The 19,153-nt window shown below is 41.3% G+C and carries 11 protein-coding genes, 12 tRNA genes, 1 rRNA gene and 1 pseudogene; 23 read left to right on the forward strand and 2 right to left on the reverse strand.

Annotation, left to right across the window (positions count from 1 at the left end; all coding sequences use genetic code 11):
• Nucleotides 1–3: 3 nt before the first annotated feature.
• From rrf to ACYSNU_RS10685, 17 genes and pseudogenes are all read left to right on the forward strand, one after another.
• Nucleotides 4–119 (forward strand): 5S ribosomal RNA (rrf, locus tag ACYSNU_RS10605).
• Nucleotides 120–129: 10 nt separating this feature from the next.
• Nucleotides 130–203, forward strand: a tRNA-Asn gene (locus ACYSNU_RS10610).
• 40 nt (nucleotides 204–243) lie between these two features.
• Nucleotides 244–332: transfer RNA gene (locus ACYSNU_RS10615), tRNA-Ser, on the forward strand.
• 10 nt (nucleotides 333–342) lie between these two features.
• Nucleotides 343–414, forward strand: a tRNA-Glu gene (locus ACYSNU_RS10620).
• A 12-nt stretch (nucleotides 415–426) separates the two neighbouring features.
• Nucleotides 427–499 (forward strand) — tRNA-Val (locus ACYSNU_RS10625).
• A 5-nt stretch (nucleotides 500–504) separates the two neighbouring features.
• Nucleotides 505–578: transfer RNA gene (locus tag ACYSNU_RS10630), tRNA-Asp, on the forward strand.
• Between the two features lie 20 nt (nucleotides 579–598).
• A tRNA-Phe gene (locus ACYSNU_RS10635) sits at nucleotides 599–671 on the forward strand.
• A 3-nt stretch (nucleotides 672–674) separates the two neighbouring features.
• Nucleotides 675–755 (forward strand) — tRNA-Tyr (locus tag ACYSNU_RS10640).
• A 4-nt stretch (nucleotides 756–759) separates the two neighbouring features.
• Nucleotides 760–833 (forward strand) — tRNA-Trp (locus tag ACYSNU_RS10645).
• Between the two features lie 28 nt (nucleotides 834–861).
• Nucleotides 862–934, forward strand: a tRNA-His gene (locus tag ACYSNU_RS10650).
• Between the two features lie 7 nt (nucleotides 935–941).
• Nucleotides 942–1,013 (forward strand) — tRNA-Gln (locus ACYSNU_RS10655).
• Between the two features lie 26 nt (nucleotides 1,014–1,039).
• Nucleotides 1,040–1,110: transfer RNA gene (locus ACYSNU_RS10660), tRNA-Cys, on the forward strand.
• Nucleotides 1,111–1,131: 21 nt separating this feature from the next.
• Nucleotides 1,132–1,215, forward strand: a tRNA-Leu gene (locus ACYSNU_RS10665).
• 144 nt (nucleotides 1,216–1,359) lie between these two features.
• Nucleotides 1,360–2,315 (forward strand): annotated as a pseudogene (locus ACYSNU_RS10670) (transposase).
• A 122-nt stretch (nucleotides 2,316–2,437) separates the two neighbouring features.
• A complete protein-coding gene (gene fic, locus ACYSNU_RS10675; RefSeq protein ID WP_461737192.1) occupies nucleotides 2,438–3,040 on the forward strand; it encodes a protein adenylyltransferase Fic in 603 nt (200 codons plus the stop codon).
• A 498-nt stretch (nucleotides 3,041–3,538) separates the two neighbouring features.
• A complete protein-coding gene (locus ACYSNU_RS10680; RefSeq protein ID WP_461737193.1) occupies nucleotides 3,539–4,150 on the forward strand; it encodes a histidine phosphatase family protein in 612 nt (203 codons plus the stop codon).
• 271 nt (nucleotides 4,151–4,421) lie between these two features.
• The gene (locus ACYSNU_RS10685; protein ID WP_461737194.1) at nucleotides 4,422–6,764 is read left to right on the forward strand and encodes a helicase C-terminal domain-containing protein; all 2,343 of its coding nucleotides are present in this window, start codon (nucleotides 4,422–4,424) and stop codon (nucleotides 6,762–6,764) included.
• A gap of 59 nt (nucleotides 6,765–6,823) precedes the next feature.
• Here ACYSNU_RS10685 and mprF read toward each other — a convergent pair whose 3' ends face one another.
• Nucleotides 6,824–9,361, reverse strand: a complete 2,538-nt coding sequence (mprF, locus tag ACYSNU_RS10690; protein WP_461737195.1) for a bifunctional lysylphosphatidylglycerol flippase/synthetase MprF — start codon at nucleotides 9,359–9,361, stop codon at nucleotides 6,824–6,826.
• Nucleotides 9,349–10,086 (reverse strand): alpha/beta fold hydrolase, encoded by a 738-nt coding sequence (locus tag ACYSNU_RS10695; protein ID WP_461737196.1) that lies wholly within the window; start codon nucleotides 10,084–10,086, stop codon nucleotides 9,349–9,351. The genes mprF and ACYSNU_RS10695 overlap by 13 nt, the downstream gene beginning before the upstream one ends.
• Nucleotides 10,087–10,286: 200 nt before the next feature.
• On the opposite strand from ACYSNU_RS10695, the gene ACYSNU_RS10700 reads away from it, so the two are divergent.
• From ACYSNU_RS10700 to ACYSNU_RS10725, 6 genes are all read left to right on the forward strand, one after another.
• The gene (locus ACYSNU_RS10700) at nucleotides 10,287–10,928 is read left to right on the forward strand and encodes a lysozyme family protein (protein WP_461737197.1); all 642 of its coding nucleotides are present in this window, start codon (nucleotides 10,287–10,289) and stop codon (nucleotides 10,926–10,928) included.
• A gap of 29 nt (nucleotides 10,929–10,957) precedes the next feature.
• Complete coding sequence (locus tag ACYSNU_RS10705; RefSeq protein WP_461737198.1) at nucleotides 10,958–11,800, forward strand: DUF368 domain-containing protein; 843 nt, start codon at nucleotides 10,958–10,960, stop codon at nucleotides 11,798–11,800.
• Between the two features lie 215 nt (nucleotides 11,801–12,015).
• Nucleotides 12,016–14,307, forward strand: a complete 2,292-nt coding sequence (locus ACYSNU_RS10710) for a cation-translocating P-type ATPase (protein WP_461737199.1) — start codon at nucleotides 12,016–12,018, stop codon at nucleotides 14,305–14,307.
• Nucleotides 14,308–14,467: 160 nt separating this feature from the next.
• On the forward strand, nucleotides 14,468–16,315 hold the full coding sequence (gene dnaG / locus ACYSNU_RS10715) for a DNA primase (protein WP_461737200.1): 1,848 nt from the start codon (nucleotides 14,468–14,470) through the stop codon (nucleotides 16,313–16,315).
• A 25-nt stretch (nucleotides 16,316–16,340) separates the two neighbouring features.
• Nucleotides 16,341–17,450, forward strand: coding sequence for an RNA polymerase sigma factor RpoD (rpoD, locus tag ACYSNU_RS10720; RefSeq protein ID WP_461737201.1), 1,110 nt, complete (start codon nucleotides 16,341–16,343; stop codon nucleotides 17,448–17,450).
• 145 nt (nucleotides 17,451–17,595) lie between these two features.
• Entirely contained in the window at nucleotides 17,596–19,026 is a 1,431-nt protein-coding gene (locus ACYSNU_RS10725) for a hypothetical protein (protein WP_461737202.1), read from the forward strand.
• Nucleotides 19,027–19,153: the final 127 nt, after the last annotated feature.

The following is a 19,153-nucleotide window of genomic DNA, read 5'->3' on the forward strand; positions in this document are numbered from 1 at the left end:
TTGTGTGGTGGCGATAGCGAGAAGGATACACCTGTAACCATGCCGAACACAGAAGTTAAGCTTCTTAGCGCCGATTGTAGTGAAGGGTTGCCCTTTGTGAGAGTAGGACGTCGCCACGCAGTTGTTTATTCCGGCATAGCTCAGTTGGTAGTAGCGCATGACTGTTAATCATGATGTCGTAGGTTCGAGTCCTACTGCCGGAGTTAGCTTCAAATTAATGAATTGAGTAGGATTCTTTTCTCTGGAGAGTTGTCCGAGAGGCCGAAGGAGCATGATTGGAAATCATGTAGACGGTAACCACTGTCTCAAGGGTTCGAATCCCTTACTCTCCGTTAATTTCCTGGCCCGTTGGTCAAGCGGTTAAGACACCGCCCTTTCACGGCGGTAACACGGGTTCGATTCCCGTACGGGTCATTGTTTTACACTGGAGGTTTAGCTCAGCTGGGAGAGCATCTGCCTTACAAGCAGAGGGTCAGCGGTTCGATCCCGTTAACCTCCATTTACGGTTTGGTAGTTCAGCTGGTTAGAATGCCTGCCTGTCACGCAGGAGGTCGCGGGTTCGAGTCCCGTCCAGACCGTTTATCTTTTGAATAGTTTTGGCTCGGTAGCTCAGTTGGTAGAGCAATGGATTGAAGCTCCATGTGTCGGCAGTTCGATTCTGTCCCGCGCCATTTGGAGGAGTAGCGAAGTGGCTAAACGCGACGGACTGTAAATCCGTTCCTTAGGGTTCAGTGGTTCGAATCCACTCTCCTCCATTGTAGGGGTATAGTTTAAAGGTAGAACAGCGGTCTCCAAAACCGTTAGTGTGGGTTCAATTCCTGCTACCCCTGCCATTATTATTTAATTAGTTTTAGTATTACGGCGATCGTGGCGAAGTGGTTAACGCACCGGATTGTGGCTCCGGCACTCGTGGGTTCGATTCCCATCGTTCGCCCTCTTATTGGGGTATAGCCAAGCGGTAAGGCAAGGGACTTTGACTCCCTCATGCGTTGGTTCGAATCCAGCTACCCCAGTTCCTTTATAAGGGAAATTGCATAATGGCGGTATAGCCAAGTGGTAAGGCAGAGGTCTGCAAAACCTTCATCACCGGTTCAAATCCGGTTACCGCCTTTTCGCAAAATTATACAACATGCCGGCGTGGCGGAATTGGCAGACGCGCTGGACTCAAAATCCAGTGCCCGCGAGGGCGTGCCGGTTCGACCCCGGCCGCCGGTATAAAAATTGTAGCAACGATTCTAAGGATTCGTTGCTATTTTTGTATTGTTTTGTAGATTTAAAATAGTGAAAAAAAGTAGGTGCTTTTTGTACCGACCCCCAAAAGTTAGACCAAAAATCTAACTTTTGGGGGTCGGTATTTTTATGGCTAAATATAGTTTTGAATTCAAACTGAAAATCGTTGTAGAATATCTTGAAGGAAAAGGAGGAGCGGTTTATCTATCAAAAAAATATGGAGTGAAGTCAGAAAATCAAGTGCAAAATTGGGTCAATGCTTATCGTGAATTTGGAGAAGAGGGCCTTCTTAGAAAAAGGAAAAATCAAAGTTATCCTGTTCAATTCAAGATGGATGCGATAGAGTTATATCAAACAACTGAGCTGTCCTATCGTGAAGTGGCGAACCATTTGGAAATAAATAATCCTGCCTTAGTCTCTAACTGGATGAGAATATTTCGTGCACAAGGGCTAGATGGACTCTCAAAGAAGAAAGGACGCCCATCCATTTTGCCTAAGAAAAAAGAAGAGAAGAAACCAAAGAAAGAAACACCTGAAGAACTCGATCGCATCAAGGAATTGGAAAAACAAGTCCGTTCTCTTCAGATTGAGAATGCTTTTTTAAAAGAATTGAGGAAGCTGCGAAAACTGGAAGCCTAACAAAGACGAAAGAATCAATCGCACGAATCATCGACAGCCTCCGAGGACCATTCAAATTAGTTGAGCTTCTTGAGACATTGAAATTTCCTAAATCAACCTTTATGTATTGGCAAAAGCGCTTTGATCGAGAAAATCCAGATCAAGAAATCGAAGAGGAAATGCTTCAAATAAGAAACCAACACAAAGTCTATCACCATAAGTTGAAAGAACATAAAATCTTCCAAAGTATGTCCCGTAAAGGGACTTGCTTGGATAATTCAATCATGGAGAATTTTTTTAGCTTACTAAAACAAGAAATTTATCATGGAAGAGAGTACCACAGCTTTGAGGAATTGAAGGAAGCAATCGATGTGTATATTCATTACTATAATCATGAACGTATGAAGAGTAAATTAGATTGGCAAAGCCCAGTCCAATTTAGAGAAGTAGCATTAAGGGTGGCATAAGCCTGGTAAATAAACAAAGAAAAACGGAGTGGATTTCTCCACTCCGAAAAAAGTCTAACTTTTTGGGGTCACTACATTTATCTGATATAAATTTTTTATTACTATTATCTAGGAGTATAGCCATGCTAGAGAATAAACTTAATATAACTGATCAAATTGATTTAGCCAAGACTGAAGAAAAGCTCAGCAAAAAAAAGGCTAAAGATTTGTTTGAGTCAGGTAAGATTAATGATTTTGAGATAGGCACATTTCGAAGCCTTTCTGATATTCACGAAAATTTATTTGGAGATATTTATTATTTTGCTGAAAAAATCAGAGATGTAAACATTGCAAAAGGAAACTTTAGATTTGCTTCAGTGATGTATTTGAAACCGGCATTGGAAAATATAGATTCAATGCCTCAAAGTACTTTTGAAGAGATTATCGCTAAATATGTCGAAATGAATGTGGCACATCCTTTTCGAGAAGGCAATGGTCGCAGTATGCGCATATGGTTGGACTTGATTCTAAAAAAAGAATTAGGAAAAGTTGTTGATTGGTCTCTAATCGATAAAGAGGCTTACCTATCAGCGATGAAACGTAGCCCTATAAATGATTTAGAAATTCGTTATTTGGTAAAAGAGGCTTTGACAGATAAAGTTAACGACAGAGAAATTTTCATGAAAGGAATTGATACGAGTTATTTTTATGAAGGCTATATGGAGTATAGGATTGACGATTTGTAAAGTTAACTAATAGCAGTTAAGAAAAAGATTATATAGTTTATCTGCTAAGGTAAACATAAAAATGGTTGTGACATTAGTTTTATTAACAAATGGAATCCCGAATTATATTGTCTTTGTGGATCCAATAGGTCTACGAGACAGAAACAGTTTTGCAGAGGCCCTAAAAAGTAAAATCAAGAATAATTAACTTTTAGTGATGAGCTTGTTTAATTTAGGTGTAAACTTCTGGCAACACTCTTGTTCCTATATAAAAAAGCATATCTGAGGCTGAGCAAATATATTTTGAAACAATCATCAGTGGAATTTAGCCAAAATTATTCGCCTTGAAAAAGACATTAAAATGTATAACACAAGGATCAAAGCTGTGCAGGAGGCGAAATCGCAAGTTTTGTCCAAGATACTCGCCGATTCTGTCCATCGCCATTTGACAACCCGCCAGATTCCGTTAAGCTTAAGAGAGAAAGTTTGATTATTCTAAAGTTCAGGGGGATGAAAAGCATGGCAGAGCTTTATTTTGTACGTCACGGATTGACGATTAATAATCATGAAGGCCGGTTTAATGGCAGTCAGTCAAATCCGCCGTTGTTGCCGGAAGGTGTGGCGCAAGCTCAGTTGTTGGGAGAGTATTTGGCAAAGGAAACATTTGCCAAAGCGTATGTCAGTCCATTGCAGCGGGCGCAGGAAACATTAAATAATATTTTGTTGCCTCAGACAGACAAACCGGCGATTGAAGTTGTCGACGATTTGCAGGAGATTAACTTCGGTGACTGGGACGGGCTGCGGATTGAAAAGAAGCGGCAGGAGCCGGAATTTCATAATTTGTTACATGTGCCGGAAAAATATGATCCAACAGCATTCCATGGTGAAAGCTTTTTTGATTTAGCAAAAAGAGTGAAGCATTTTAGCGATTCGTTAGCTTATAGTAATGATGAAAAGTATCTAATCGTCGCCCATGGTGTTACTTTGATGACGCTGATGCAGCTGCTTAAGGGAAAAACAGTTGCTGATGTCAGAGAGGCGGGCTTATTGGGGAACACTAGTCTCAGCATTTTTGAATCAAATAACGGCATTGAGTTCCAAGAAAAATTATGGAATTTTACTGATTATTAAAGATTATTGAAACGTCTATCAAAAATTTGGCTTACCAGCTAAGTTTGATAGGCGTTTTTTGTTGATTTTAAATTTTACATAAAATCTGTTGATACTTTGTGGCCACTCTATGAGCTGTAAAAGTTCGTGGGCAATCAAAAATAATCTGCACAAAAGTATTTATGAAGTTGGAAATCTTCAGAGACTTCTGGATTTGTCTTTAGTATTCTCTGTATTTTGACTAGTGAAATGCGAATGGATGTTCTATAATGAATAAGTTAGGAGGTTGGCCATGAAAACAGCACGAATTTCAGTGCGCAATTTGGTGGAATTTATTTTGCGCAAAGGCAGCATTGACGAGCGGCATACTAGTGACCACACGGCGCAAGAGGGGGCCCGCATTCATCGCCAACTACAAAAGGCTGGTGGAGAAAATTATCAAAAAGAAGTTTTTCTGTCTTTAGAGATACCTTTAACGGAACGGATGTTAACAGTTGAAGGCCGGGCAGATGGGGTAATTACAGAAGATCAGCAGATCACAATCGATGAAATAAAAACTTCTGAGCCGGAATTTGAGGACTTATTACCTGAACAGGTTGAAATGTTTTGGAATCAGGTCAAATGTTATGGACATATCTACTGCTTAAAGGAAAATCTGGAGCAGATTACCTTACAATTAACTTATTTTCAGACGACTGAGAAAAAAATTACTCGCCAGAAATTGACCTTTTCTGCTGTTGAGCTGGCTGAATTTTTTTCCCATGTGGTGACGGAATATGAGAAATGGCTGGTTTTTCAAGAGGAGTGGCAGGAGCGTCGGAATTTATCTTTGAAGCAACTGGCTTTTCCTTTTCCTGATTATCGTAAAGGACAACGGGAGTTGGCGGTGGCGGTTTATAAGACGATTTTAAGTGAACGTCAGCTGTTCGTGGAGGCGCCGACTGGTATCGGTAAGACAATTTCCACATTGTTTCCCTCTCTTAAAGCGATTGGTGAGGGGAAGGCGCAACGGATTTTTTATTTGACGGCCAAGACGATTACACGGACGGTCGCAGAAGAGGGGATTGCTGCACTGAAGGAAAAGCAAGCTGAGGTCAAGAGTGTCACGTTGACTGCCAAAGACAAAATTTGTTTTTTGACAGAACGAAATTGCACCCCGGAGGCCTGTCCCTTTGCTAAGGGATATTATGATCGAATTAACGATGTCTTGTGGGATGTGCTTCACGAGGAGAATCAGCTGACTCGTGAAGTGATTGAGACCTATGCCAAAAAGCACACAGTCTGTCCCTTTGAACTATCTTTAGACTTGAGTAATTTTGGTGATATTGTGATTGGCGATTATAATTATCTCTTTGATCCTAGAGTCTATCTGCGGCGCTTTTTTGAAAATCCCGATGGTCAAAGTCTTTTTTTAGTGGATGAAGCCCACAATTTAGTTGATCGGGGACGGGAGATGTATTCCCAGTCTTTGACCAAAAATACGATTTTAACCTTAAAAAATCAAAGTAAAAACCATAAGAAGCTACATAAAGCTTTGACTAAGTTAAATCAAGAAATGATTCAGCTGCGGAAAGTCTTAGAGGAAAAGGAGACTGACTTTTTTGCGCAAGCAGCTCCGGTGGAGAGTTTGACAAGCCGGGTTTACCAGTTTACCGAGGTGGCGAAGGAATGGTTAGCGGAAAATCCCAATGATGATCTGCAGGAAATGGTTTTAAGCTTTTACTTTGAAGCGTTGAATTATACTAGAATTAGCGAATTTTACGATGACCATTTTGTGACTTATTTAGAGCAGCGCAATCATGATATCATCATCAAGCAATACTGTATTGACCCGTCTTTTTTATTAAATCAGAGCTTAGAAAAAGGACGGGCAGCGATTTTATTTTCGGCTAGTTTGACGCCTTTAGATTATTATAGTGAGGTTTTAGGAGGGAATGAAGAACGGTTGACTTACCGTTTAGCCTCGCCTTTTGATGAAAAAAAGCAATTGTTATTGGTTGACCAGCAGATTCAGACGACTTATCGTCAAAGGGAGGCTAGTTTGCCTAGAGTGGTGGCTGAGCTGGCAAAATTAGCTCAGGGAAAAACCGGTAATTATCTTTTTTTCTTTCCTTCCTATCGTTATTTAGATGATGTCTATCAACTGTTTATTGAAGCTTATCCAGGATTGCGGATTTTGATTCAGCAAAATCAAATGAGCGAAGAAGAACGGGAAGTATTTTTAGCTAACTTTGAGGTAGAACCAAAAGAAACGTTAGTTGGTTTTTGTGTCTTAGGGGGGATTTTTTCTGAAGGGATTGACTTGAAGGGGACTAGGCTGATTGGTGTCGGTATTGTGGGTGTTGGTCTACCGCAGCTCAGTCACCAGCAGGATTTGATTAAAAACTATTACGATGAAAAAGGGTTAGGCTTCCAATATGCTTATCAAATTCCCGGGATGAATAAAGTCTTGCAGGCGGCTGGTCGCGTAATTCGCACGATGACCGATAAAGGGGTGGTTCTTTTATTAGACCAACGCTTTGTCACCCCCCGCTATCAGCAGTATTTTCCCGAGCATTGGCGGGGCTATCTTGGCTTTAATCGACCGGAAGAATTGCCAGAAAAACTACAGAATTTTTGGCAAGACGACAACTAAAAACTTAAAAAAAATTGCCCACCGCTGCGGGAAACTTACCGCAGTGGTGGGCTTTTTCGTTATTTTTCAACGGGTGCATTATCAATAATTAACAGAGCGCTCATGACATAAATAATCCAACTATCTCTGGAGTAGGCGGTATAGCTTGGCACCCACTCGGCAGCATATTTTTCCTTATAATCCCGCAGACCTTGGAAGGAATAAAAATGCGAACCAAATTGATAGACTAAGTAAGCGATACGTTCCTGCGTAAAACTTTTGCGGGAGGTGCCGACATTTGAGAGGGGCGCCATCCCTAAATCAAAGATGGTTAAGCCTTCGTTGTGCATATACTCAAACAGATTGATAAAAAGAAAATCCATCGTCCCTGAAGGCGCCGTTTCGGGATTATGGCGCATTAAATCAATTGTGCCGATCGTCTCAGTATAAGTCGGCATAATATTGGCAAAGGCAACAATTGCACCGGTCCGGTCTTTAATCACCGAGATTGGCGATTTTTGCAGATAATCCTCAGAGAAAAAGCCTAGAGAGAAGCCTTTTTCTTTGCGGCCAGCTAACCAAGCATCTGAGACTTTCCGCAAGCTAGCCATTGTCTCTTGATTAAAAGGTGGCTTGAGGACTTCAAACTGATAGCCTTCTTTTTGGAGGCGATTCATGGTAGCTCGTTGGCCCTTCATTTTTTTACCGGAGATTGTGAAGGTTGTTAAATCAACTTCGGCAGCTTCTCCCATTTTAATAAAATCATAGCCAAACTCATGGAGTAGCATGACCAGCTTCTCGCTCACTTCGTAAAAGACCGGATGATAGCCGAGAATATCGGCGTCATGAATCAGCTGTTGAATCGCATCGGCAAAATCACTTTCCTTGCCGGCTGGGTCTCCCATGATGACACACTTATCGTTGTGGGTATTCATCTGAAGGAAAACGGTATTCTCGGCACCATCATTGTAAAAATAAATATTTTTATCGCCTAAAAAGGCCAATTGGCTTTCGGGATTGCCGCCATATTTATTAAGGACTTGATAGACTTGTTCATCTGCAACTTTTTCACCAAGGACTTTTTTCTCTCCCTGTAGATATTTAATGAAGAGCCAAATGATCGATGCCACGACGACAATTGCAATAAAGCCCGTCAACCACGTGCGCTCTGAGGGAAATAAAAAGAAATCGATTGTATGATGGTTGCGATGAGGAAAAGCTGGTAAATTATAAATGCCAATCGCGATATATAAAATAAATAACGCAGTATACAATAAGCCGTCCATCGTCATGCTTTCCCAAGAGTAAACAAATTGTTTGCGATACAATTCTCTTTTGGAAAAGACTGCTAAAACAAATAGCAATACTAAAAAGACTAATGTTGCCGTGTTAAATTCACTGAAGAAAATATAGACGCTAGCCAGCGCCAGTAAAATTAATGTTGGCAGATAGGCTTTTTGACTGCGATTGGCGGTTGCCCGACCCATCACCAGTAATAAAAAGCCTAAAAGCAGACTGGGAAACTGACTGATAAAATGCAAACGCCAGGGATTGATATGATTCAACCATTGAAAATGGTTGAAGGCCTCAGGAATTGTCGCTAATAAGACCATCATGCTGCCAGAAAAATACAAGGCAAAAACCAACACCTTATGGGCAATTTCCTGGAGTAATTCTTTGGGAATTCCATTGTAGCGGCTGTCAATTTCACCACCGAGATTTTTAAATAAGAAGACGGCGCCGATAATAAAAGGAATCACATAATAAAACAGGCGATATAATAAAATCCAAGTGACAGCCACATCATGGGGAACACCAAGCGATGCTAAACCAAAAATCATCATCACATCAAAGCTCCCCAGCTCACCGGGAATCATCGAGACAATCCCGATAACAGAAGAGGCGATGAATAACGGAATGACCGCAAAAAAGTTGACCTTGATGTCCATCAAAGCGCCGATGGCTAGAAAGCTGATTAGAACACCTGCCCATTCAAGGGTCGATGTTAACAGGAGCTGCCAGCGATATTTTGCGGCTAAGCCTCCTAAAATGCCTTCCTTTTTTAACTTAGTGACAAGCAAAATAACCGGGAAGTACAGGCTGCCACCTAAAAGCCAAATCCAATAATCTGTGATGTAATGATTCATCGGCATTGTAAACAGTAAAATAAAACTGACGAGACTAAAGACCGAGAGCCCTGACATTAAGAAAAGCAGTAGCTTGGATAAATGCTGCAGCAGTTTTTTACCATCGATTTCCTTGCCGAAAAATTCAGTTCGCAAGCCGATGGTAAAGACACCACCGAAGCCGACCATATTGTTAATAGTATTTATCGACCAGCTGGACTCCAATAAAAAGCTAGTTTTAAGCTTTTGCCCCAGCATTTTATTCAGGACAATATCATAGTTCAGCATTGGCAAAATGGCGACTAGACCAATCACTAGCATTACTGCTAGCTTCCACAGGGGAATACTTTGAAACACATCTGCAATTTGCTCCGGCGTGATGGTTTTACTGAGGGTGACTAATTGAAAAATCACGACGATAATTACTGATAGTAGAAATAAAAACTTGAAAACAGGTAATCTTTTTTTGAACCAGGCAATTATTTTTTCCATGAGGACCTCCGATCTTGTAAGAAAGCTAAGATAAGCTGATTAAATGCGGCTGGCGCTTGACGGGCCAACTGGTGCCCGACTTTTGGCACCTCGATAAACTGGCTATTAGGTATCCAGTGTGCTAGATTGCGGGAATGACTTTTTTTGATAACATCATGGGCTCCGACGATTATTAAAGTGGGGGCTTGAATTGTTTGCAGGTCATCTGGTCTTAAGCCCGTGTCTTTTAATAATAAATCACTGGCGGTCTTCAGGCGCTTCAGCCTGCTGCCAAAGAGGGCTAAAACGTGACTTACTGCAACAATTAAATAACTAGTCCACTGGGAGATTTTCCGCAAGCCGGCAAAATTTAAATTGCCGGCATTTAAAACTAGCCGATGCACTTTTTGCGGATAGTTGACCGCAAAAACCATCGCTAAATTGGCCCCATCAGAAAAGCCGATAAAATCCGCTTGGGCAATTTTTTCCTGTTCGAGGATTTCAAAAATATCCCGTGCCATCAAGCTGAAGCTGAGGGTCTCAGCATAATTAGCAGAACGGCCGTGACCACGACTGTCGATAATCACCAATTGAAAATACCGGCTGAGAAAAGGAATTTGCTTAGAAAAGAATTTTCCATTGCCGCCATTTCCGTGGAGCAGGACCACGGGAAAGCCTGTACCGTAAACTTCGTAATATAATTGGCTGCCGTCTGACATGATGGCAGTTTGTTGTCTGAATTCCATAAGGGCACCTTCTAAAAATAGTATAACGGCTTTTCTTTATTTTAACAGTTTTTGACCGCTATCAAAATTGTAAGGCCTGTAAGCTGCCAACAGAAAATCTAAAGTTGATTGTTAAGTTATTTTAAATATCTTAAAGAAGGTTTTTCAAGGGCGCTTTTTTTCGGTATGATAGAAAAACCTTGAAAAAAAGGATGGAAATTATGCGAAAAAAACGTCGAGGCCCATTAGGTTGCCTTTTTATGTTGATAAAATTAATTATTTTAGTTAGTCTATTAGTAGCTTTGTTTATTGGCTATCGAACTTATACAATTATTAAACGAGTGGAAAGTTTCCGGCCAGAAGTCGAAACACTGGCTAGTCAATACGGGATCAGTGACCATGAGACATTGATTTTAGCGATTATTTATACGGAGTCCAAAGGCAGTGGCACAGATTTGATGCAGAGTTCGGAGAGTTTATCAGGCGAACCCGATTCTATTGAAACACAAGCAGATAGCATTGAACAGGGGATTAGTTACCTGTCCGGCGCCATTGAGACGACTGAGGCTGCCGGCGACAATCTCTCAACAGCGATTCAGTCTTATAATTTCGGCCATGATTATATTGCTTATGTCAGTGAAAACGGCGGCACTAGCACTGTCAACTTAGCTGAGACTTATTCCCGGGATGTTTTGGCGCCCCTTTTGGGAAATCAGACGGCAGAAACTTACCGTTATTATAAATGGCAGGCGATTTTGTATAATGGTGGCTATCTATACAGCAACGGCGGGAATTTCTTTTACAGCCAGATTGTTCAAGACAATCAAAAGCTGATTGAATTTTACGAGTCAATTTTTGGGTAATAATTAAAATTTAAGATAGGTGGAGAAAAATGGAAAAATCACAGGACCAGTCTTCTTTAAAAGACTGGCTACTACGTTTTGTCAAAGGGATGTTTATTGGATCAGGCTTTATTTTGCCGGGAGTCAGTGGGGGTGCGCTGGCGGCAGTCTTCGGCATCTATGAACGAATGATTTCGTTTCTGGCCCATTTAACTAGAAACTTTAAAGAAAATGTTTTGTATTTTATTCCCGTCGGTATCGGCGGAGTTACCGGCGTCTTTTTACTCTCGTTTCCAATCAGTTTTTTATTGACTAATTATGAAACACCGATTCTTTGGTTTTTCGTCGGCTGTATTTTAGGAACAGTGCCGGCCCTTTGGAAAGAAGCCGGCAAAGAAGGCCGCAGTCAAGGGGATACGGTTTTGATGGCAATTACCTTTGTGGTGGCCTTTATCTTCCTTTTATTTGGCGCAGATCTTTTCGGCGGCCAAGTCGATCAAAACTTTTTCACTTGGATGATCGCCGGTGGCTTGATTGGCTTAGGGATGATTGTTCCCGGCTTAAGCCCATCTAACTTTTTAGTTTACATGGGAATGTATACCGCTATGAGTGATGGCTTTAAGACGATGGATTTCGGCGTGATTGTGCCATTAGCCATTGGCGGATTGGTCTGTGTGCTAGGCCTGTCAAAGGTGATGGATTATATCTTTAGTAAGGCCTATGCAAAGCTCTTCCATTTTATTTTAGGGGTGGTCTTTGCCTCAACAGTGATGATTATTCCAACGAATTACAGTGGAATGGGTATCATGGGCTATCTAGCCTGCTTTGCTCTGTGTGTTGCTGGGGCAGCATTAGGCTGGTGGATGAGTAGCTTAGAAGAAAAATACAAATAAAATTTTTCCTTTGAATCAAATTTTTTTACGCCGGAGCTTGATTGCTTTCGGCGTATTTTTTTATGGAAAGGGCTAGATAGTTAAATACTCCAAAGGGTTTGCTTCACAAAAGAAAAAAGTTTTTATAAAATTTCTGAAAATGAGTCGGTTATTTCTTGAGTTTCTTTGCTGCCGTGGTAGACTGGATACTGATAATTTGGAAAGTAGGAATCGATATGCAAAATGAAACTGGCTTAACAGCCCAGGAAGTCGCCCAGCGTCAAGCTCAAGGGCTGCAAAATAATCACACGGAAAATGCCAGCAAATCGACAAAAGCAATTTTTTCAGATAATATTTTAACCCTCTTTAATTTGCTGAATATTTTAATTGGGATTTGCCTATTCTTTGTTGGGGCATATTCCAATATGTTTTATCTGGTGATTATTTTAGTCAATATCACCATCGGAATTTATCAAGAAATCCATGCCCGTAATATGGTCCAAAAATTGTCAATTGTCTCAAAGCAGGGTGTTGAGGTGCTTCGAGATGGTCAAGTGACAACGATTGATTCCAGTGAGCTGGTTTTAGATGATGTGGTTTTGGTGAAGGCAGGGGATGAAATTTTATCTGACCTCGAAGTTTTAGATGGACAGGGAGAGGCCAATGAATCGCTATTAACCGGTGAAGCGGATTTAGTAGTTAAACATACCGGTGATGAACTTTTATCTGGTAGTTTTTTAGCCAGCGGTAGTTTAACAGCCAAGGTGATTCACGTCGGCTTAGATAATTATGCTATGAAGCTTGCCAATGAAGCCAAGGTCCATAAACCATTGGATTCTGAATTGGTCCGCTCAATTAGAAAAGTTTCCCGTTTTACGAGCTTTGTCATTATTCCTTTAGGGATTTTATTATTTATTGAAGCTTTCTTTTTGCGGGACAGCGGTATTAAAGATTCAGTTGTTGTCTCGGCGGCAGCTTTATTGGGAATGCTGCCAAAGGGACTGGTTCTACTGATCAGTATTGCTTTGACCACCGGTGTGACCAAGTTGGCGAAAAAAAGAATTTTAGTGCAGGACATGTACGCTGTTGAAACGCTGGCCCATGTCGATACCTTGTGCTTGGATAAAACCGGCACAATCACCGAAGGCCGTATGCGAGTTGAGCATGTTCGATCCTTGCACCCAGTCTATGAAGACCAATTGCCGGCAATTATCGGCAGTTACTTAGCTGAATCGACAGATAATAATGTTACGATGCAGGCGTTGCGGGATTATTTTTCAGTCTCGAATCGCTATGGTGCCGGTGAAAAACTCGGCTTTTCTTCAGAGCGCAAATGGGGCGCTATGGAATTTAAGGAGCTTGGAACCATTTATTTGGGTGCGCCAGAGAAACTAGTGCCTCAGCAAGAATTTCCGGAAATTGTCGCCGCCCAAAAAGAAGGCTACCGGATTTTGATGTTGGCGATTGCTCCCAATCAAAATTTGCAGGAAAATTTTGAGCATCTTGAGCCGTTAGCGATTTTTGAAATTGAAGATATCATCCGCCAAAATGCCGAAGAAACTTTGGCTTATCTCCACGCAGAAGGGGTCGATTTAAAAGTTATTTCCGGGGATAACCCGGTAACCGTTTCTAATATCGCCCGTCGTGCTGGCTTGCCGAATTACGAGAATTATATTGATTTATCAACTTGTCAAACGGACAATGAGGTCAGAAAAGCTGCCACTTACTATACAGTTTTTGGGCGAGTAACGCCGCAACAGAAAAAACTTTTGGTTCAGGAATTAAAAGACCGAGGCCGGACGGTGGCCATGACTGGTGATGGGGTCAATGATGTCTTGGCGCTGAGAGAAGCCGATGTCAGCATCGCCATGGCAGAAGGCGATGGTGCCACACGCCAAATTTCCAATTTAGTCTTATTGGATTCGGATTTTACTACATTACCACAGGTGCTTTTTGAAGGCCGCCGGGTAGTTAACAATGTCACCAAGGTCTCGGGAATTTTCTTTATTAAGACGATTTATTCCTTTATTCTCTCGATTATTTGCGGATTAACGGCTATTGCTTTTCCTTTTATTCCCATTCAAATCACTTTGATTGATTTGGCGATTGAAGGCTATCCTTCCTTCTTCTTGTCCTTTGAAGGGGATAAGCGCCGTATCAGTGGTAAATTTTTAACAACTGCTTTAAAGTCAGCTTTGCCTAACGCGTTACTGGTTATTTTGAATGTAGTGACCATTTATCTGTTGGGTCAAGGGAATGGCTGGAGTCAGTTAGATACCACAACTTTGATGTATTATTTGCTGATAGGAATTAGCTGTTTAGCTGTGATTAAAGCCTGTCTGCCATTTAACCCATTGCGCATTTTTTTAGCGAGTACAACGGTGGTGGGAATCTATGTAGCGGCTATGTTATTTCATTCGCTTTTGGAAATTGGTTTCCTAACGATGACTACGCTGCCGATATTTGCGATTATGATGGTCTTAAATGCTGTTTTACGGCTGCTTATTTGGAAAATAACCAAAATCTAAAACTTTGCTAAAAAAAGCAGTCAATCAGTTTGGAAAAACACCATGTTTGTGATAGAATAATAATGTATATCTATGTCCATTTTTAAATCGCGCTGATTTCTGATTGGTGCGATTTTTCGAGTCATAGGTTGCATCATTTCCAAACCTTGGAGGTGAAAGTATGGCCGGTCGAATACCCGATGCCAAAATCGATGAAATTCGGCAAAAGACCAATATCGTCGAAGTGATTGGACAATATGTCCAGTTGAAAAAATCCGGGAAGAATTATCTTGGATTGTGTCCCTTCCACAATGAAAAATCACCATCCTTTTCAGTGGCGGAGGACAAGCAGATATTTCACTGCTTTGGTTGCGGTAAAGGCGGAAATGTGTTTGGCTTTATTCAGGAAATCGAAGGATTGAGCTTTCCTGAAGCAGTCGTGAAAGTTGCCGAATTAGAGAACCTTCCAATTGATCAAGCATGGCAGCAGGCCACACCAAGGGAAGACACCCAAAATTCACAGCAACGACAATTGATTGAGCTTCATGAAAAAGCCCAAGAGTTGTATCACCACATGTTGATGAACACGAAAGCCGGCGCAGAGGCGTTGGAATATTTGTATCAGCGTGGTTTAACCAAAGAGTTAATCACGGATTTTAAATTAGGATTTGCCCCTTTGCAGCGGATTTTTTTAGCAAAAATTTTTGAAAATGAAAAAATTGATCCGCAATTGTCAGAAGCCTCAGGTCTATTTGTCCAGCAAAGTGATGGAAACTTTTTAGACCGCTTTTACCAGCGTATTATGTTTCCCATCCAAGACTTTCAAGGACGCACGATTGGCTTTTCCGGCAGATTACTGCCGACGGAAGATTTTTCCGGTGAAGATCAGCCAAAGTATTTGAACAGCCCAGAAACAGTTTTGTTTAACAAGCGGGATGTCCTCTATAATTTTGCTGCAGCGCGACCAACCATTCGTAAAACGCAGACGGTTTTTTTATTTGAAGGCTTTATGGATGTCATTTCAGCGTGGCAAAGCGGTGTTAAAAACGGCATTGCTTCAATGGGGACCAGCTTGACAAACCAGCAGATTGCCGGGATCCAAAGAGTCGCTAAACATGTAGTCATCGCCTATGACGGGGATGCTGCGGGTGTCGATGCGACCAACCGCGGGATTCAATTGCTGCAAAGTAATAGCCGTCTCGATGTGACGATTGTTAGTTTGCCGGAAAAGCTTGACCCGGATGAATACCGCAAAAAATATGGCGACGAGGCCTTGGCTGAGGTTTTATTACACGGTCAGGAAACGGTTTTTGCCTTTAAGAAAAATTATTTGCGACACAATCGCAATATGCAAAATGAAAAAGAACAACTGGAATACATTGAAGACGTCTTGACAGCACTAGTAGAAGTTTCTTCCCCAATTGAACAAGATCGCTATCTGACGCAATTGGCCCAGGAATTTAATCTAGGGCGGGACACCTTGCAACAGCAGCTGCGCTTATTGAAGGAAACCCAGCGGCAAGAACAGCGGCGGCAAGTTCAAGTAGAGCAGTATTCAGTTCCAGATGAGCTGCCAACAGTCGCTCCAGCGCCTAAGAAGAAGCTGAGTCAAGTGGAAAAAGCTGAGCAGATGCTTTTGTACCGCTTATTCAATGAGATTACAGTGCGCAGGCAGTTGAGCCAAGTCGAGTTTCATTTTGCCCATGATAGTTATCAAGAATTATATGTTTTATTAGAAGGTTATCTGGCAACTGTTCACGAGTTTGTCTTTGCTGATTTTTTAGATTTTTTAAAAGATCCGCAACTGAAACAGTTCGCCATTGAAATTGCTTATCTCAATCTGTCGGAGGAAAGTTCTCCCCAAGAAATTCACGATCTACTGCAGGTGATCGCCAAGGCCAGCATTGCTGATGAAATCAATCAAAAAAAACGACAGCAGCAAGAAGCCAGCCAAAAAGGCAACCGGCAGTTGGAAGTGGAATTGCAGATTGAAATATTTAATTTGATTAAACAATTAAAGCAAGCGTAATGCTTTTGAAAGGGGCCCTTTTTAGATGGCTGAAGAAACAAAAAAATTAACCTATGAAAAAGCACTGTCCAATTTTATCAAAGAAAACAAACCAAAAGGTCAAGTGGTCTATGATGAACTAACGAACCAATTGGCTACACCTTATTCTTTAGGTGCTGAAGAAATGGACAAGCTGATTCAACAAGTTGAAGATGCCGGCATCAGTGTTGTCGACGAAAATGGCGACCCTTCGACCCACAGCTTGAAAAAAGATGAAAAAGTAGCCGAAAAGGCCCAACAAGAAGATTTATCTGCACCGACTGGCGTTAAAATTAATGATCCAGTACGGATGTATTTAAAAGAAATTGGTCGGGTATCTCTGTTAAATGCCGAAGAAGAAGTTGCCTTAGCCTTAAAGATTGAAGAAGGCGACCAAGAAGCAAAACAACGTTTAGCAGAAGCCAACCTACGTCTGGTAGTTAGTATTGCCAAACGTTATGTCGGCCGTGGCATGCAATTTCTTGATTTAATTCAAGAAGGAAATATGGGTCTGATGAAGGCTGTTGAAAAGTTTGATTACCGCAAAGGCTTTAAATTTTCGACATATGCAACTTGGTGGATTCGCCAAGCCATCACCCGGGCAATCGCCGACCAAGCACGGACGATTCGGATTCCAGTGCATATGGTGGAAACCATCAATAAATTGATCCGGATTCAACGGCAATTACTGCAAGACTTAGGCCGGGAACCAACACCAGAGGAAATCGGTGCTGAAATGGACTTACCGACTGAAAAAGTTCGGGAAATTTTAAAAATTGCCCAAGAGCCAGTTTCATTAGAAACGCCAATTGGTGAAGAAGATGATTCCCACTTAGGTGATTTCATTGAAGACCAAGAAGCAACCAGTCCAGCAGAACATGCTGCCTACGAATTATTGAAGGAACAATTAGAAGATGTCTTAGACACCTTGACAGACCGTGAAGAAAACGTGCTGCGTTTGCGTTTTGGTTTAGATGACGGTCGGACTAGAACGTTAGAAGAAGTCGGCAAAGTTTTCGGTGTTACTAGAGAACGGATTCGCCAAATTGAAGCCAAAGCGTTGCGGAAATTACGCCACCCATCTCGCTCTAAACAGTTACGAGATTTTCTAGAATAAAAAGCATAAATTTCAAGGACCTGAATGTTAAAAAGCATTCAGGTTTTTTACTTTTGTGGCAAAAAGTTGAGAAAGTCATGAAAATCAGTTGGAAGTCAGCCGGCTTTATGATAAATTTATAATAATAACAAGTAGTAAAGAAAGGGTGAGTTTATTGGTAGATGCAGTTTGTCCAAAATGCGGCTATGTAAATCTAGAATTATTGGATTACTGTCCAAATTGCGGCTTTCAATTGCGGGGAACCAGCGGAACCAATCATCCCAATGCTGGAATTTCTGATGAAGAGATTCCCGAAAATATTATAAATCGCGAAGAACCGATTGCCAGCAGCAGTCAGGTAATCTTTGCTTTTCCAGCTGGCTTTGGGGAGAAGTTGGCTGAAACTGAAACAGTTGAAGCAGTTTCTAATACCGATATAATCCAAGAGAGCGTCATTTTACCTTGGAAAAAAGAAGAGTTAGCGAAGGAAAACAATAATTCGAGTTCAGCTGTTGCCATTGAAGAAATGGCGTCCTTAACAGATGTGGATTCTTCTGTTTTGACGGAGGATTTTTTTGAGGAGGACACTATGGCAGTATCAGATGATGATGGCTTAACTGAAGAGCAAATAGAGGCAACAACTGAAGTCGATGCTGATTTGCTTGCTTCAGACAGTGAAACTGCCGTAGAAACGCCAGAACCAGAAACTGATGAAGCCTCAGCTTTTGAACTTGTAAATATAACAACTGAATCAGATAATTCTGATGAGGAAACTCAAGTCGAGGCAGCTGAAGATTCAGCAGAGATGGCGATAGTTGCAGATGATGTTGAGGAGGATGACGAATCAGCTGAGGCAAATGAGTCATTAATCATTGAAGAAAGTCCAGAAGAAGTTTCAGAAGAAGCTGTCACTTCAACTGAGGAAGCAGTTGCGGATAGCTCAGAAGAAAAGGTAACGGATGACACTACTGAACTAGTCGAAGCTTCTGAAGATTTATCAAATACGCTATCAGGTGAGGCAGTAGTTGCAGAGCCTGAAATAACAGCAGGAACTATTTCCCGGATTTTAGAAGAATTAGCAGTTGTTGAAGCCTTGTTACAGGCTGAAAAAGAAAAATTAGCCTTAACTCAACAAGCTTCATCTTCAGAAAATACTTCACTAATAGCTAATGAGTCTACTACACAGCAGCCGGCTGCCACAAAAATTGAGGCGATGGTGGAGGAGTATGTAGTCAATGAGTCAGCTGATACGAAGGAGCGGGCGCTTTCTTCAGATGAGGAAGAAGATTGGATTGAAGAAATTGAGGCAGCTAGTGGCGGAGTTCATTTAGCGATTGTTAACAATCTATTATTGAATGTGATGCTGATGTTTGTGATTGCTGCGGGAATTTTAGCGTTGCAGTATTTTATCCTGTCACATTTCACCTCTGAATTATTGCTGCTAAGTCAACAATGGGGCTATTTAGATGTCACTTGGATGCTCAGTATCTCCAACGGGATTTTACTGATTATTTTAATCGTTTTAGTTGTTCCTTTGGTGATTGCTCTGACTAGCGGTATTAAAGATTTAATCAAGTTCTTCAAATTTTCACGGTAACATTTTTTATCCACTAAAAAAATGTTATACTGTTTAATATCTATGGATGAACCAGCAGGCTTCCAGGAGTTTTCTGGTTTTTCTTTTGGATATTTTTTCAAATGCAGCAAAGCCGGTCTTTTTTAAA

Source organism: Enterococcus sp. LJL120 (assembly GCF_054871765.1).